This is a genomic window from Streptomyces albus subsp. chlorinus, assembly GCF_013302895.1.
GTDB lineage: Bacteria > Actinomycetota > Actinomycetes > Streptomycetales > Streptomycetaceae > Streptomyces > Streptomyces chlorinus.
In genome coordinates, this window is record NZ_VJOK01000001.1 from 1,818,127 (window position 1) to 1,831,200 (window position 13,074).

Sequence of the window (13,074 nt, forward strand, 5' to 3'; positions counted from 1 at the left end):
CGCGGCGCGGGCCGGGACCGCCGGTCCGGCCGCCGCGGCGGGCTCGGACACCGCGGGCTCCCAGGGCCTGGACTCCGGTTCCGGGGCCTCCCCGGCGCCGGCCGCCAGAGCGGGCTCGCCCCGCTCCATCGCCGCCCTGCGAGGGCACTGGCCACGGCCCAGGATGCCCTGGATACGGCGGACGCAGGAGCCGCAGTCCGTGCCCGCCTTGCTCGCGGAGGCTATCTGGCGCGGGGTGCAGGCCCCCGCCGCCGCGTGCTCTCGCACCTGCTCCTCGGTGACGCCGAAGCACGAGCAGACGTACACGCGGCCACCTCCGCTCCCGTCCGGTCAGTCTTGCTGAGGTTAACCTAACCTTACCCGGCCGGGGCTGTCCACATACGCGTCCGGGGCCCGCGTCACAGGCGTGAGGCGGGCCCCGGAGCGTGTGGCGGACTCACTGGTCGCGGTACATCTCCGCGACCAGGAAGGCCAGGTCCAGCGACTGGCTGCGGTTGAGCCGCGGGTCGCAGGCCGTCTCGTAGCGCTGGTGCAGATCGTCGACGAAGATCTCGTCGCCGCCGCCCACGCACTCGGTGACGTCGTCGCCCGTCAGCTCCATGTGGATGCCGCCGGGGTGGGTGCCCAGGCTCTTGTGGACCTCGAAGAAGCCCTTGACCTCGTCCAGCACGTCGTCGAAACGGCGCGTCTTGTGGCCGCTGGCCGCCTCGAAGGTGTTGCCGTGCATCGGGTCGCACACCCAGGCGACCGGGGCGCCGGAAGCCGTGACCTTCTCCACCAGCTCGGGCAGCCGGTCGCGGATCTTGTCCGCTCCCATCCGGGTGATGAAGGTGAGGCGGCCCGGCTCGCGGTCCGGGTCGAGGCGGTCGATGAGGGCGAGCGCCTCCTCCGCGCTCGTCGTCGGCCCCAGCTTCACCCCGACCGGGTTCCGCACCCGGGAGGCGAACTCGACGTGCGCGCCGTCGAGCTGGCGGGTGCGCTCGCCGATCCAGATCATGTGCCCGGACACGTCGTAGAGGTTGCCGCTGCGCGAGTCGACGCGGGTGAGGGCCGACTCGTAGTCGAGCAGCAGCGCCTCGTGCGAGGAGAAGAACTCGACGGTGCGCAGCTCCTCCGGGTCGGTACCGCAGGCGCGCATGAACTTCATGGCCTGGTCGATCTCGCGTGCCAGCGCCTCGTACCGCTGCCCGGACGGGCTGGACTTGACGAAGTCCTGGTTCCAGGCGTGCACCTGGCGCAGATCGGCGTAACCGCCGGTGGTGAAGGCACGCACCAGGTTCAGCGTCGAGGCCGAGGCGTGGTACATCCGCTTGAGCCGCTCCGGGTCGGGCCGGCGCGCCTCGGGGGTGAACTCGAAGCCGTTGACCGAGTCGCCCCGGTAGGAGGGCAGCGTCACCCCGTCGCGGGTCTCGGTCGGCTTGGAGCGCGGCTTGCTGTACTGGCCCGCGATCCGGCCCACCTTCACCACGGGCACGGCACCCGCGTAGGTGAGGACGGCGCCCATCTGGAGCAGCGTCTTGAGCTTGTTGCGGATGTGCTCCGCGCTGACCTGGTCGAACGCCTCGGCGCAGTCGCCGCCCTGGAGCAGGAACGCCTCACCGCGCGCGACCGACCCGAGCCGCTCCCGCAGCTGGTCGCACTCGCCCGCGAAGACGAGCGGGGGATAGGACTCCAGCTCGGCGAGGACGTCGCGCAGAGCCTCGTGGTCCGGCCAGTCGGGCTGCTGTGCTGCGGGCAGGTCTCGCCAGGTGTGGGTACCGGCGTCGGTGTGGGCGTTCACAGTCACGCACCCCAGATTACGGGGTCGCGGGCACGGTCCGTCCCGCTGCCCGGTATGCGAGACCGCGCCGCGGGCGCCCGCGGCGGGGCCCCGTCCCCGGACGGTCCCGGGCGGGCGGGCGGTGGGCTATGGTGTCGGCCATGCACGCGTACGCGACCATGAACTGGTGGTGGCCCGCCCGCACGGCGGCCCGCCACGACGCGCGTACGCGCTGACAGACGTCAGCACCGCGACAGGCCGCCCGAGGGGCGGCCTTTTCCGTGTCCGGCCGTTCCCTCCCGTCCCACGAGAAGGAACCCGCATGGACCGCACCTCCCCCTCCTCCGCCCCTTCCGCCGCACCCTCCCCCGCCGCCCTCCTCAGCCGTCTGGCCGAGGACGGCGCCCCGCCCTTCGCGCTGCTGCGCCGGCGCACCCCCGGCCGTGACCACGACCTGGTCGAGGTGCTGACCGGGCCCGTGCGGGAGGTGGCGCGGCTGGCCGACATCCCGGCCCGCGCGGACGGCGAGGCGGGGGCGCTGGCCCTCGTACCGTTCCGGCAGATCCGTGAGCGCGGCTTCACCGCGTGCGACGACGGGACGCCGCTGTCCGTCCTGCTGCCCGAGGAGCGGTACGAGCTGCCGCTGGCCGAGACCCTCGCCGCGCTGCCCGGCCACCGGGTGCGGGTCGAACAGGGCGGCTTCGACGTGGACGACGGCGCGTACGAGGAGATCGTGCGCCGCGTCGTGGGGGACGAGATCGGCGCGGGCGAGGGCGCCAACTTCGTCGTCCGGCGCGACTACCGGGCCACCATCCCCGGCTTCCGCCGCGCCGACGCCCTCGCCCTCTTCGGCCGGCTGCTGCGCGGCGAGCAGGGCGCCTACTGGACGTTCGTCGTGCACACCGGCGAACGCGTGCTGGTGGGCGCCAGCCCCGAGGTGCACGTACGGATGCACGGGGGCACCGTCGTGATGAACCCCATCAGCGGCACCTACCGCTACCCCCCGCAGGGGCCCGACGTGGCCGGGCTGCTGGAGTTCCTGGCCGACCGCAAGGAGAGCGAGGAGCTGTCCATGGTGGTCGACGAGGAGCTGAAGATGATGTGCACCGTCGGCGACGAGGGCGGCGTCGTGGTCGGTCCGCGCCTGAGGGAGATGGCGCACCTGGCGCACACCGAGTACGAACTGCGCGGCCGCAGCACGCTGGACGTCCGCGAGGTGCTGCGCGAGACGATGTTCGCGGCCACCGTCACCGGCTCCCCGGTGGAGAACGCCTGCCGGGTGATCGAGCGGTACGAGTCGGGCGGGCGGGGCTACTACGCGGGAGCGCTCGCGCTGCTCGGGCACGACTCCGGTGAAGGCACCCCCGGCGGCGCCCAGACCCTGGACTCGCCCATCCTCATCCGCACGGCCGACATCGACGTGCGCAGCGGCCGGCTGCGCCTCCCCGTCGGCGCCACCCTGGTGCGGGCCTCCGACCCGGCGAGCGAGGTGGCCGAGACGCACGCCAAGGCGGCCGGGGTCCTCACGGCGCTGGGCGTGCGGCAGGCTCCGGCGCCCCGGCGGGGCGGGGCGGGCCCGCGGCTGGCCGACGACCCCCGGGTGCAGGCCGCGCTGGAGGGCCGCCGCGCGGGGCTGGCCCCGTTCTGGCTGCGGATGCGGGTGGGCGAGCCGGTCCCCGCCGACGCGGCCGAGGTGCTCGTCGTCGACGGTGAGGACACCTTCACCTCGATGCTGGCCCACCTGCTGCGCTCCGCGGGGCACGCGGTCCGGGTGCGCCGCTACGACGAACCCGGGCTGCGCGAGGACGCGTTGCGGCACGAGGGGCCCGTGGTGCTGGGCCCGGGGCCGGGCGACCCGCGCGAGGCGGGCGACCCCAAGATGCGACTGCTGCGCGGGCTCGCCGCCGACCTGGTGCGGGGCCGGCGCCGGCCGGTTCTCGGCGTCTGCCTCGGGCACGAGCTGCTCGCCGCCGAACTGGGGCTGGAGCTGGTCCGCAAGGAGCGCCCCCACCAGGGCGCGCAGGAGACCATCGAGCTGTTCGGCCGCCCGGAGACGGTGGGCTTCTACAACTCCTACACCGCCCGCTGCGACGACGAGGCGGCGGTCGAGCTGGCCCTGCACGGTGTCGAGCTGAGCCGCGACGAGACGAACGGCGAGGTCCACGCGCTGCGCGGGCCCGGCTTCGCGGGGGTGCAGTTCCACCCCGAGTCGGTGCTGACCCTCGACGGGATGACGCTCGTCGCCCAGCTGCTGGCCGCGGTGTGCGAGAGCCGCCCGGGCACCGGCGCCCCGGCCCGCCCCGCCGGCTGAAGGCTCCCCGGTCCGGGCGGTACACCTCCCCGCCCGGACCGGGCCCCACTCACCCCAGGCCGGGCCTCACCCCCCGGGGGGCCGGTACCGCCGAGGAGCCGGCCCGAAGAACCGGTCCGAGGAGCTGGTCCCGCCCAGGAGCCGGCCCGAGGACCGGTCCGAGGAGCAGGTCCCGCCCAGGAGCCGGCCTCACCCCAGGAGTTGGAGCGAGCCCCACAGGGCGAGGACCGACAGCCCCAGCGCGGGCGGCACCGTCAGCAGGCCGAGCCGGGTGAACTCGCCCAGCACCACGCGGTGCCGGTGCTGGTGCAGCGTCTGCCGCCACAGCAGCGTGGCCAGCGATCCGGCATAGCTGAGGTTGGGGCCGAGGTTGACCCCGAGCAGCACGGCCAGCACCGGCCCCGCGCCGCCGGGCGCGGTCAGCGGCAGCAGCACCAGCACGGCGGGCAGGTTGTTGATGACGTTGGCCAGCAGCGCCGCCAGCGCGGCGACGGCGAGCAGGTCGGGCAGCCCGCTGCCGTCGGGCACCAGCCGGCCCAGCCAGTCGGCCAGCCCGTTGTCGACCACCGCGCGCACGACGACGGCCAGCGCCAGGACGAACGCGAGGAACGGCACCGAGGCCGCCCGCACCAGGCCGCGCGGCGAGGTGTGGCCGCGGCGCACCGCGCGGACGCCCAGCACCAGCGCCCCCGCCGCCGCGGCCCAGGCCGGCTCGATGCCGGACGCCGAGGTGACGACGAAGCCCGCCAGGGTGCAGGCGACGGTCACCAGCGGGAAGAGCGGGACCGGGGGGTGTGCCGGCTCCCCGGGCTCCGGCCCCGGCTCGTCAGCGTCTGCCCTGGCACCGGCCGCCCCGGCACCGCCCGCCGCGGCGCCGTCGGCCCCGGCGCCGTCGGCCAGTTCCGGGGCGAAGAACCGGCGCAGGACCAGGTACTCCACGGCGATCGCCACCAGCCAGGGCAGTGCCATCAGCCCCGCGAACCGGGCGAAGGTCAGCCCGGTGGCGGCGAGCGCCAGGAGGTTGGTCAGATTGGAGACCGGCAGCAGGAGGGAGGCGCTGTTCGACAGGTGGGCGCAGGCGTACACGTGCGGCTTCGGATGTACGCCCAGCCGGGCGGCCGTCGCGAACACCACCGGGGTCAGCAGGACGACGGTGGTGTCGAGGCTCAGCACCGCCGTGGTGAGCGAGGCCGCCGCGAACACCGCCCCCAGCAGGCGCCGGGGGCGCCCATGGGCGCGGGGCCGGGCGGCCGCGCGGGCCATCCACGCCCCGCAGGCGTGGAAGAGGCCCTCGTCAGCGCAGAGCCTGGCCAGCACCAGGACGGCGGCCAGGAACGCGATGACCGGGCCCAGGCGGGCGGCTTCGTCCGCCGCGTGGCCGGGGCTCACCGCGCCGGTCGCGATCACCAGCGCGGCGGCCGGGACCGCGACGAGGGCCTCCGGACGGTGCGGCGGGCGGGCGACCGCCCAGACGAGGGTGGCCAGGAGCAGGGCCGCGGAGAGGGCCTCGGCCAGTGGTGCGTTCATTCCGGCCCGTCCCCCGACCCCTCGTCCATGACTCAGCCACGTCTCATCCGAAGAAGACGCCCGCCTCCTCGTAGAGCGCCGGATCCACCGTCTTGAGCTTCTCCGTGGCCTTGGCGAGCGGTACCCGCACGATATCGGTGCCGCGCAGGGCGACCATCGTGCCCCACTCCCCGTCCCGCACGGCGTCGATGGCGTGCAGGCCGAACCGGGTGGCGAGCCAGCGGTCGAAGGGGGTGGGGGTGCCGCCGCGCTGGATGTGGCCGAGGACCGTGGTGCGGGCCTCCTTGCCGGTGCGGGCCTCGATCTGCTTGGCCAGCCACTCCCCGACCCCGGACAGCCGCACATGGCCGAAGGAGTCGGTGCTCTCGTCCTTGAGCACCATCTCGCCGTCCTTGGGCATGGCGCCCTCCGCGACCACCACGATGGGGGCGTAGCTCGCCTTGAAGCGGGAGGTGACCCAGGCGCAGACCTGGTCGAGGTCGAAGCGCTGCTCGGGGATGAGGATGCAGTTGGCGCCGCCCGCGAGGCCGGAGTGCAGGGCGATCCAGCCCGCGTGCCGGCCCATCACCTCGACGACGAGTACCCGCATGTGGGACTCGGCGGTGGTGTGCAGCCGGTCGATGGCCTCGGTGGCGACGGTGACGGCCGTGTTGAAACCGAAGGTGTAGTCGGTGGCGGACAGGTCGTTGTCGATGGTCTTGGGGACGCCGACGCAGGGGATCCCGTACGCGTCGGTGAGCCGGGCCGCGACGCCGAGCGTGTCCTCGCCGCCGATGGCGATCAGGGCGTCCACCTCGTGTTTGGCGAGGTTCTCCTTGATGCGGCGGACGCCGTCCTCCTCCTTGAAGGGGTTGGTCCGCGAGGAGCCGAGGATCGTGCCGCCCCGGGGCAGGGTGCCGCGCACCGCCGGGATGTCGAGCCGGACCGTCTCACCCTCCAGCGGCCCGCGCCAGCCGTCGCGGAACCCGGTGAAGTCGTAGCCGTACTCCTGGACTCCCTTACGGACGACGGCCCGCATGACCGCGTTGAGACCGGGGCAGTCGCCGCCACCGGTCAGCACTCCGACCCGCATGGGATCTCCCTTCTCCGTATGGACGCGCCTGGATGCCGCACCGCACACACACGTGTGCGCAGCGCAACAACCGTCACGCTAGCGGTGATCCATGTCACACGGGATGGACCGGGAGGCCGATTTCGTTGGGAGAAGCGGGCCGACGGCCGCAGGCCGTCACCCGTACGAAGGACGCGGGCGTCCCGGGAGCCCGGCTCGCCGGGCTCCCGGGACGCCCGTGCGGCGCCCGCTCAGACGACCAGCACCCGGCGCCCGCGCGCGTGACCGGCCTGGCTGTCGGCGTGCGCGGCGGCGGCCTCGGCCAGCGGGTAGGACTTCTCGACCGGGATGTGCAGCCTGCCCCGCGAGATGAGGGTGACCGCCTCGGCGAGCGCGTCGGGGACGCTCCCGGCCACGCCGGAGAACCGGACGCCGAACTCCGGCGCGCGCAGATCCGCGATCGAGACCACCTTCCGCGGATCGCCGGCCAGCTCGACGAGTTCGCGGAGCACGCCCGAGCCGGCCAGGTCGAGAGCCGCGTCGACGGGGCCGAGCCGCCGCACCCGCTCGACCCAGCCCTCGCCGTAGGTCGTGGCGGTGGCGCCCAGACCGCGCAGGTAGTCCTGGTTGGCGGCACCGGCGGTGCCGATCACCGCGATGCCGCGCTCGCGGGCGATCTGCAGCACCGCCGATCCCACTCCCCCGGACGCGCCGCTGACCAGCAGCGTCTGCCCGGGCCGTACGCCGACCTCGCGGAGGACGCGCAGCGCGGTCTCGACCACGGAGGGGTATCCGGCCGCCTCTTCGAACGTCAGCCCCTCGGGCATCCGGGCCCAGGCCGACAGCACGGCGAACTCGGCGTAGGTGTCGGCGCCTTCACCGAACACGTGGTCGCCGACCGCGACCCCTTCGACGCCCTCGCCGACCTCGTCCACCACCCCGGAGGCGTCCAGCCCGACCCCGGAGGGCAACTCGATCGGGTGTGCCTTGAGCACCTGGCCCTCACGGATTCTCCAGTCGACGGGGTTCACGCCCGCCGCCCGCACGGCGATCCGTATCCGGCCGGGGCCCGCGTGGGGCTCCTCGGCGTCGATGAGGCGCAGCACGTCCGGTCCGCCGAACTCGGCGAAGCTCACTTTTCTCATGCGGCGACCGTAACACTAACGGTTAGCTTTTCAAAACGGTTTGGGTTTCGCACCTGATAGGGTCAGGGCATGACCGCGCCGACCGGACGCCGTGAGCGCAAGAAGGCCGCGACCCGCCAGAAGATCGCCGACACCGCGCTGCGGCTCTTCCTCGCACGCGGGTACGACACGGTGGGCATCCGCGAGGTGGCCGCCGAGGCCGATGTGGCCGTCACCACCGTCTTCGCCCACTTCGCCTCGAAAGAGGCCCTGGTGTTCGAGCAGGACCAGGACTTCGAGCAGCGCCTCGCCCGGGCGGTCACCGACCGGGCTCCGCACGAGCCGCTGATCCCCGCGCTGCGCCGCGAGGTCCTGGCCCTGGTGCACCACTGCACGGCGGACGGCGCCGCCCCCGTCCGGCAGCTGATCGAGGGCACACCCGCCCTGCGGGAGTACGAGGAGTCGATGCGGCTGCGCCACGCGGAGTCGCTCGCGGTGGCCATCGCCGCCGATCCGGAGCTGCCGCAGAGCACCACGGCCTGCCGGACGATCGCGAGGTTCGCGATCGACGCCTACACGCTGGCCTGTGAGGCGGCCGATCCCCAGGCGGCGGTGGACGAGATCTTCCGGATGATCGAGGCGGCCTGGGAGGTCGCCTGCCCTCCCCCGCACGCATGAGGACCGGCCGCCAGGCACTGTCCGGCGGATCATGTGACTGTCGGTCTGCTGGTTCGCTGTTGTCGGTATGGCGGTGATCTCACGAATGCGGAGTGGGCGCGGCTGGAGCCGCACTTGCCGCTGTCGGGGCAGCGTGGCGGTCGGTGGAACGATCACCGGAAGGTGATCAACGGCATCCTGTTCCGCGTGCGCACAGGGATACCCTGGCGCGACTTGCCCGAGCGTTTCGTCAGGTGGCCATGCTGGTCACGCCAGGACGGCGGAGTGACGCGCCACAGATGATCGGGCTCCTCGACCGTATCCGGGTCACCCGGCCGCAGGGCCGCCGCCCGCGCACCAGGCCGGACCACCTCGGCGGTAACAAGGCATACAGCTCCCGCCGCAACCGCCGTTGTCCGCGAAGACGCCGGACCAAGCACACCATCCCCGAGCCGCGAGACCAGCAGGCCAACCGTGAACGCCGTGGGACCAAGGGCGGACGGCCCACCGGTTCCGACCGCGAGACCTACAAGCGCCGCGACGAGGCCGAGCGGACGATCAACCGGCTCAAGAACTCCCGGGCCGTCGCCACCCGTTACGACAAGAGGCCAACCTCTTCCATGGCACCCTCACGGCCGCGACGATCCGATTATGACCCCGCCCGTGATCCGCCGGACACTGCCTGGGCGCGGGCCCCGAGGGCGTCGACCACGCTCTCCTCCAGCAGCCGCGCCCCGACAGGCGTCAGCGAGTGGCGGGCGGCGCGGTGCTTGCGAAGGGTGGTGATGAAGCCCGCCGCGCGCAGCGTGGTGGCGTGTTCGCCGGCGGCGGCGAGCGCTATACCAAGACGCCGGGGCTATACCAAGACGCCGGGGCAGTTCGGTGGTGGTGCGGCCGACCGCGATCGTCTCCCGCGCCGCCGCGCGGGAACGCCCCATCAGGGACGCCAACGGGCGAGCGGACTGGCCACCTTCCGGCCGGCCGTCGGCCACGGCCCAGCCCAGTTCGTGCCGTACGGGATAGACCAGCACCGGATCCAGCTCGGGGTCCCGGAGGCAGACGGGCTCGCCCCAGCAGAAGAGCGAGGGCACCAGGAGCAGGCCGCGCCCGTCCAGCCGGAGATCGCGGTCGTGGCCCCCGTGGGAGAGGGTGAGCACGCGGTCCGTCCATGTCGCGGCGGGGTGCAACGTGCCCAGCAGATGCCCCAGACCGTGGTCGAGCGGGGTATGGGCCCGCGTCGCCCGGTCCGCCTCGACCCGGCGGCGGATCTCCGGCCAGCGGGGCGCCAGGGCGGCGGTGTGGTATCTGCGGCTCTCCACTCGTATCACCCCTCCCTGGCAGCTCCGCCGGCCCCGGTGCCTGCCGGCAGGATGTCCGCCAGGATCCCCCGTGCCGGGTCACACTCCTGTCCCGGAGCTGCTGCGGTATGGCAGCGCGCCGCCTGGCGGCGTCCGGCTTCCGGGTCGTGCTCACGGCGCGCCGCGAGGACCGCATCGCAGCGCTGGCCGCGGAGCTCACCGGGGCGGGGGCACCTGGCAGAGGCGTACACACTGGATGTGACGGACCGGGCGGCGGTCGATGAGTTCGCCGGGCGGTTCGGCACGCTGGACGTGGTGGTGAACAACGCGTGCGGCGCGCTGGGGGCCGACCCGGTCGCCTCCGGCGATCCGGAAGGACTGGCGGCAGATGTACGAGACGAACGTCCTCGGCACCCTGCACGTCACCCAGGCACTGCTGCCCGCGCTCACCGCGAGCGGCGACGGCACCGTCGTGGGGCTGTCCTCCACGGCGGGGCACGAGGGCGGGGCCGGCTATGTCGCGGCGAAGCACGCGCAGCACGTGCTCGCCGAGACCCTGCGGCTGGAGATCGTCGGCAGCCCGGTCCGCGTGATCGAGATCGCGCCCGGGATGGTCAAAACCGAAGAGTTCGCACTGACCCGTTTCCGCGGGGACGAGGAGAAGGCGGCGAAGGTGTGCGCGGGCGTGGCCGAGCCGCTGACCGCCGGCGAGGTCGCGGGCACCGTCGCCTGGGCCGTGACCGCCCCGGCCACGTCAACATCGACCTGCTGGTGGTCCGTCCGCGTGCGCAGGCGTCCAACACGAAGGTGCACCGCGAGCCGTGACGGTCAGCGGGCTCCGGCCCGGCGCCGGCTACGTTCCGCCGGACGACCCCAGCCGCAGCATCACTTTGCCGCAGCCCGCCGTGGGGTCGGCCGCGACGGCCAGGGCGCGGGCCGCCTCGTCGAGACCGAAGCGGTGACTGATGACAGGGGTCACGTCGAGGCCGTCCCGCATGGCGCGCAGCGCGTCGTCGATCTCTTCCACGAAGCGGTACGAACCGCTCCAGGTGATCTCACGGGTCACCAGATCGCCAAGTACGGCGGGCGCCGGGGTGCCGGGCAGATTGCCGACCTGGATCAGGTGGCCGCCGCGCGCGGTGGCCCGCAGGACCGGGCCGAGCGCCCCGGGAGCGCCGGACGCCTCGAAGACCACCTCGATATCGCCGGGGAGTTCCTGGCCCTGCGACAGGTCGCGGGTCTCGTCGGCACCCATCGCACGGGCGATGTCCAGCGCGGCGGGCGCCAGATCGGCGGCGGTGACATGGGCGGCTCCGGAGTGCCGGAGCGCGGCGACGAGCAGTGAGCCGATCGGCCCGGCGCCGTTGACCAGCACGGAGCGCCCTCGCACCGCCGGAGCCCGGCGTACGGCGTGCATGGCGACGGCCAACGGCTCGGCGAGGGCCCCGCGTTCGGTGTCGACTCCTTCGGGCAGCGGACGCAGTTGTCCGGCGGGCACGGTGCGGTATTCGCAGAATCCGCCGTCCGTGTGCGGATCGAAGGCGGCGGAGCCGAAGTACCGTACGCGAGGCAGCAGATTGGTCCGTCCGGCCAGCCGCCCGGGGAGCGTCGTGTCACCGACCGGGCTCGCCGGGTGCACGGTGGCGGGGGTGCCTTCGGCGATCCCGGTGACGCCGGTGCCGACGGCGGCGACCCGGCCCGCCACCTCGTGGCCGAGGACCATGGGGTGGGCGAGGGTGGCGGTGCCGGAAGCGCCGTGTTTCCAGTAGCCGATGTCGGAGCCGCAGATTCCGCCCCATTCGAGGGCGAGCAGCACTTCGCCGGGGCCCGGTTCGGGCCTGGGCCGCTCGTCGACCCGTACATCACGCGCTCCGTGGACGACGACGGCTTTCATGCCGGTGCCGGCTGGCGTACGGCCGGCGGCGGTCATACGGCGTCCTCCACGCGGACCAGGTCGCGGCCGCGGGTCTCGGGGGAGAACAGGGCGGAGAGCAGGGTGATGAGCGAGTAGACGACGAGCATGGCCGCGATGGGCCACCAGCTGCCGGTCGCGGCGGTCAGCGCCGCGGCGAGCACCGGGCCGATCGCGGTGGCCAGCACGCCGCCTATCTCCTTGGCGACGGCCAGCTGTGTGAACCGGGTACGGGAGCCGAAGAGTTCGGCCATGGTGACGCTCTCCAGCGAGAACAGCCCCAGCACACCGATGTTCAGCGCGAGGATCATGCCGACGGTCAGCGCGACGGTGCTGCCGTGGGCGATCATCAGCATGAGCGGGAACGCCAGCACCATCGTCAGGCCGGACAGCGCGAGATAGACGGGGCGCCGGCCCCAGCGGTCGCCCGCCATGCCGATCGCGGGGACGGTGACGAAGCCGATCAGTGAGCCGTAGAGGATCGCGTCGGTGGGCACGGAGCGGTCGATGGCCAGGGTGCCGGCGATGTAGCCGACCAGGAAGGTCTGGATCAGACCGGAGTTGCCCGCCTGCCCGAAGCGCAGGCCGAGTGTGAGGAAGAAGGCCCGGCCCTTGCGCTGCCGCAGTCCCGCCTCCAGCGCGCCGGCAGCCTCCTCCCCCACGGCGGAGGGCAGTTCGTCGGTCTTCACGGCCACCCCGTCCACGACGTCGGGGCGCTCCTCGAAGACCGGGCTCTCCTTGAGGCTGCGGCGCAGCCAGAGGGCGAACAGCAGGGGGAGGAAGCTCAGCAGGAACGGCAGCCGCCAGCCCCAGGACAGCAGCTGGTCCTCGGTGAGGACGGCCAGCAGGAGGGCCCACAGCCCGGAGGCGGCCAGGGTGCCGGTGTTGGTGCCCAGCGAGGCCAGCGACGCGACCAGGCCACGGCGGCGGACCGGGGCGTACTCGGCGAGCATGACGCTGGCACCGGCGATCTCCGCACCGGCGCCGAAGCCCTGCACCAGGCGCAGCGCGACCAGCAGCGTGGGAGCCGCCAGGCCGATCTCGGCGTAGGTGGGCAGCGCACCGATGAGGGTCGTGGACGCGCCCATCATCAGAATGGTGACGACCAGGACCTTCTTGCGCCCGACGCGGTCGCCCATCCGGCCGAAGTAGACGGCACCGACGAGGCGCGCCACATAGCCGACGCCGTAGGTGGCCATGGCGGCGAGGAGGCCGAACGCCGGGCTGGCGCCGGGGAAGAAGACCTTGTTGAAGACGATCGCGGCGGCCAGCGAGTAGAGCTGGAAGTCCATGAACTCCATGGCCGTACCCAGCCATCCGGAGACGGCGGCTCTGGTCAGGTCGCGGGTCGTGCGCTGCACCCGGCCGGCGCCCGCCGGCTCGGTGGTGGCGCTGTGCGTCATCGGAACTCCGTTGTTCGTGAGCGCTCGGGGAA

9 protein-coding genes and 2 pseudogenes are annotated in these 13,074 nt (G+C 73.5%); 4 read left to right on the plus strand and 7 right to left on the minus strand.

The genetic code is table 11. The features are described from left to right. Together FM076_RS08235 and FM076_RS08240 are read right to left on the minus strand one after the other, a co-directional pair. Positions 1 to 306 (minus strand): (2Fe-2S)-binding protein (locus FM076_RS08235; protein WP_345944924.1); only part of this gene is annotated, 306 nt, incomplete at its 3' end. A gap of 130 nt (positions 307 to 436) precedes the next feature. Continuing rightward, positions 437 to 1,786, minus strand: a complete 1,350-nt coding sequence (locus FM076_RS08240) for a class II 3-deoxy-7-phosphoheptulonate synthase (protein WP_173869272.1) — start codon at positions 1,784 to 1,786, stop codon at positions 437 to 439. Positions 1,787 to 2,081: 295 nt separating this feature from the next. Here FM076_RS08240 and FM076_RS08245 point away from each other — a divergent pair, with 295 nt between their 5' ends. Further along, positions 2,082 to 4,070 carry an anthranilate synthase family protein gene (locus FM076_RS08245; protein ID WP_173869273.1) on the plus strand — a complete coding sequence of 663 codons (1,989 nt, stop codon included), beginning with the start codon at positions 2,082 to 2,084 and terminating at the stop codon, positions 4,068 to 4,070. A 189-nt stretch (positions 4,071 to 4,259) separates the two neighbouring features. Here the strand turns inward: FM076_RS08245 and FM076_RS08250 are convergent, their stop codons facing one another. The 3 genes from FM076_RS08250 to FM076_RS08260 form a co-directional block, all read right to left on the minus strand. After that, positions 4,260 to 5,597 carry an SLC13 family permease gene (locus FM076_RS08250; RefSeq protein ID WP_173869274.1) on the minus strand — a complete coding sequence of 446 codons (1,338 nt, stop codon included), beginning with the start codon at positions 5,595 to 5,597 and terminating at the stop codon, positions 4,260 to 4,262. A gap of 43 nt (positions 5,598 to 5,640) precedes the next feature. Further along, entirely contained in the window at positions 5,641 to 6,669 is a 1,029-nt protein-coding gene (locus tag FM076_RS08255; RefSeq protein ID WP_173869275.1) for a 6-phosphofructokinase, read from the minus strand. Positions 6,670 to 6,899: 230 nt separating this feature from the next. Next, positions 6,900 to 7,793: an NADP-dependent oxidoreductase gene (locus tag FM076_RS08260; protein WP_173869276.1), complete on the minus strand. Its 894-nt coding sequence runs from the start codon at positions 7,791 to 7,793 to the stop codon at positions 6,900 to 6,902. A gap of 69 nt (positions 7,794 to 7,862) precedes the next feature. Between FM076_RS08260 and FM076_RS08265 the strand changes: the two genes are divergently transcribed. The 3 genes and pseudogenes from FM076_RS08265 to FM076_RS08275 all read left to right on the plus strand — a co-directional run bounded on the left by FM076_RS08265 (position 7,863) and on the right by FM076_RS08275 (position 10,552). Next, positions 7,863 to 8,450, plus strand: coding sequence for a TetR/AcrR family transcriptional regulator (locus FM076_RS08265; RefSeq protein WP_173869277.1), 588 nt, complete (start codon positions 7,863 to 7,865; stop codon positions 8,448 to 8,450). A gap of 48 nt (positions 8,451 to 8,498) precedes the next feature. Next, positions 8,499 to 9,084: pseudogene (locus FM076_RS08270) on the plus strand (transposase). A 771-nt stretch (positions 9,085 to 9,855) separates the two neighbouring features. Further along, positions 9,856 to 10,552: pseudogene (locus FM076_RS08275) on the plus strand (SDR family NAD(P)-dependent oxidoreductase). Positions 10,553 to 10,580: 28 nt separating this feature from the next. On the opposite strand, the gene FM076_RS08280 reads toward FM076_RS08275, so the two are convergent. Both FM076_RS08280 and FM076_RS08285 read right to left on the minus strand, forming a co-directional pair. Continuing rightward, complete coding sequence (locus FM076_RS08280) at positions 10,581 to 11,657, minus strand: L-idonate 5-dehydrogenase (RefSeq protein WP_243274372.1); 1,077 nt, start codon at positions 11,655 to 11,657, stop codon at positions 10,581 to 10,583. Continuing rightward, complete coding sequence (locus FM076_RS08285; protein WP_173869278.1) at positions 11,654 to 13,042, minus strand: MFS transporter; 1,389 nt, start codon at positions 13,040 to 13,042, stop codon at positions 11,654 to 11,656. Before FM076_RS08285 ends, FM076_RS08280 begins: the two co-directional genes overlap by 4 nt. Positions 13,043 to 13,074: the final 32 nt, after the last annotated feature.

Bases quoted from the DNA above. Each gene is read 5' to 3' on its own strand.
- FM076_RS08280 (WP_243274372.1), bottom strand. From the start codon at position 11,657: ATGACCGCCGCCGGCCGTACGCCAGCCGGCACCGGCATGAAAGCCGTC.
- FM076_RS08250 (WP_173869274.1), bottom strand. From the start codon at position 5,597: ATGAACGCACCACTGGCCGAGGCCCTCTCCGCGGCCCTGCTCCTGGCC.
- FM076_RS08285 (WP_173869278.1), bottom strand. From the start codon at position 13,042: ATGACGCACAGCGCCACCACCGAGCCGGCGGGCGCCGGCCGGGTGCAG.
- FM076_RS08255 (WP_173869275.1), bottom strand. From the start codon at position 6,669: ATGCGGGTCGGAGTGCTGACCGGTGGCGGCGACTGCCCCGGTCTCAAC.
- FM076_RS08265 (WP_173869277.1), top strand. From the start codon at position 7,863: ATGACCGCGCCGACCGGACGCCGTGAGCGCAAGAAGGCCGCGACCCGC.
- FM076_RS08245 (WP_173869273.1), top strand. From the start codon at position 2,082: ATGGACCGCACCTCCCCCTCCTCCGCCCCTTCCGCCGCACCCTCCCCC.
- FM076_RS08260 (WP_173869276.1), bottom strand. From the start codon at position 7,793: ATGAGAAAAGTGAGCTTCGCCGAGTTCGGCGGACCGGACGTGCTGCGC.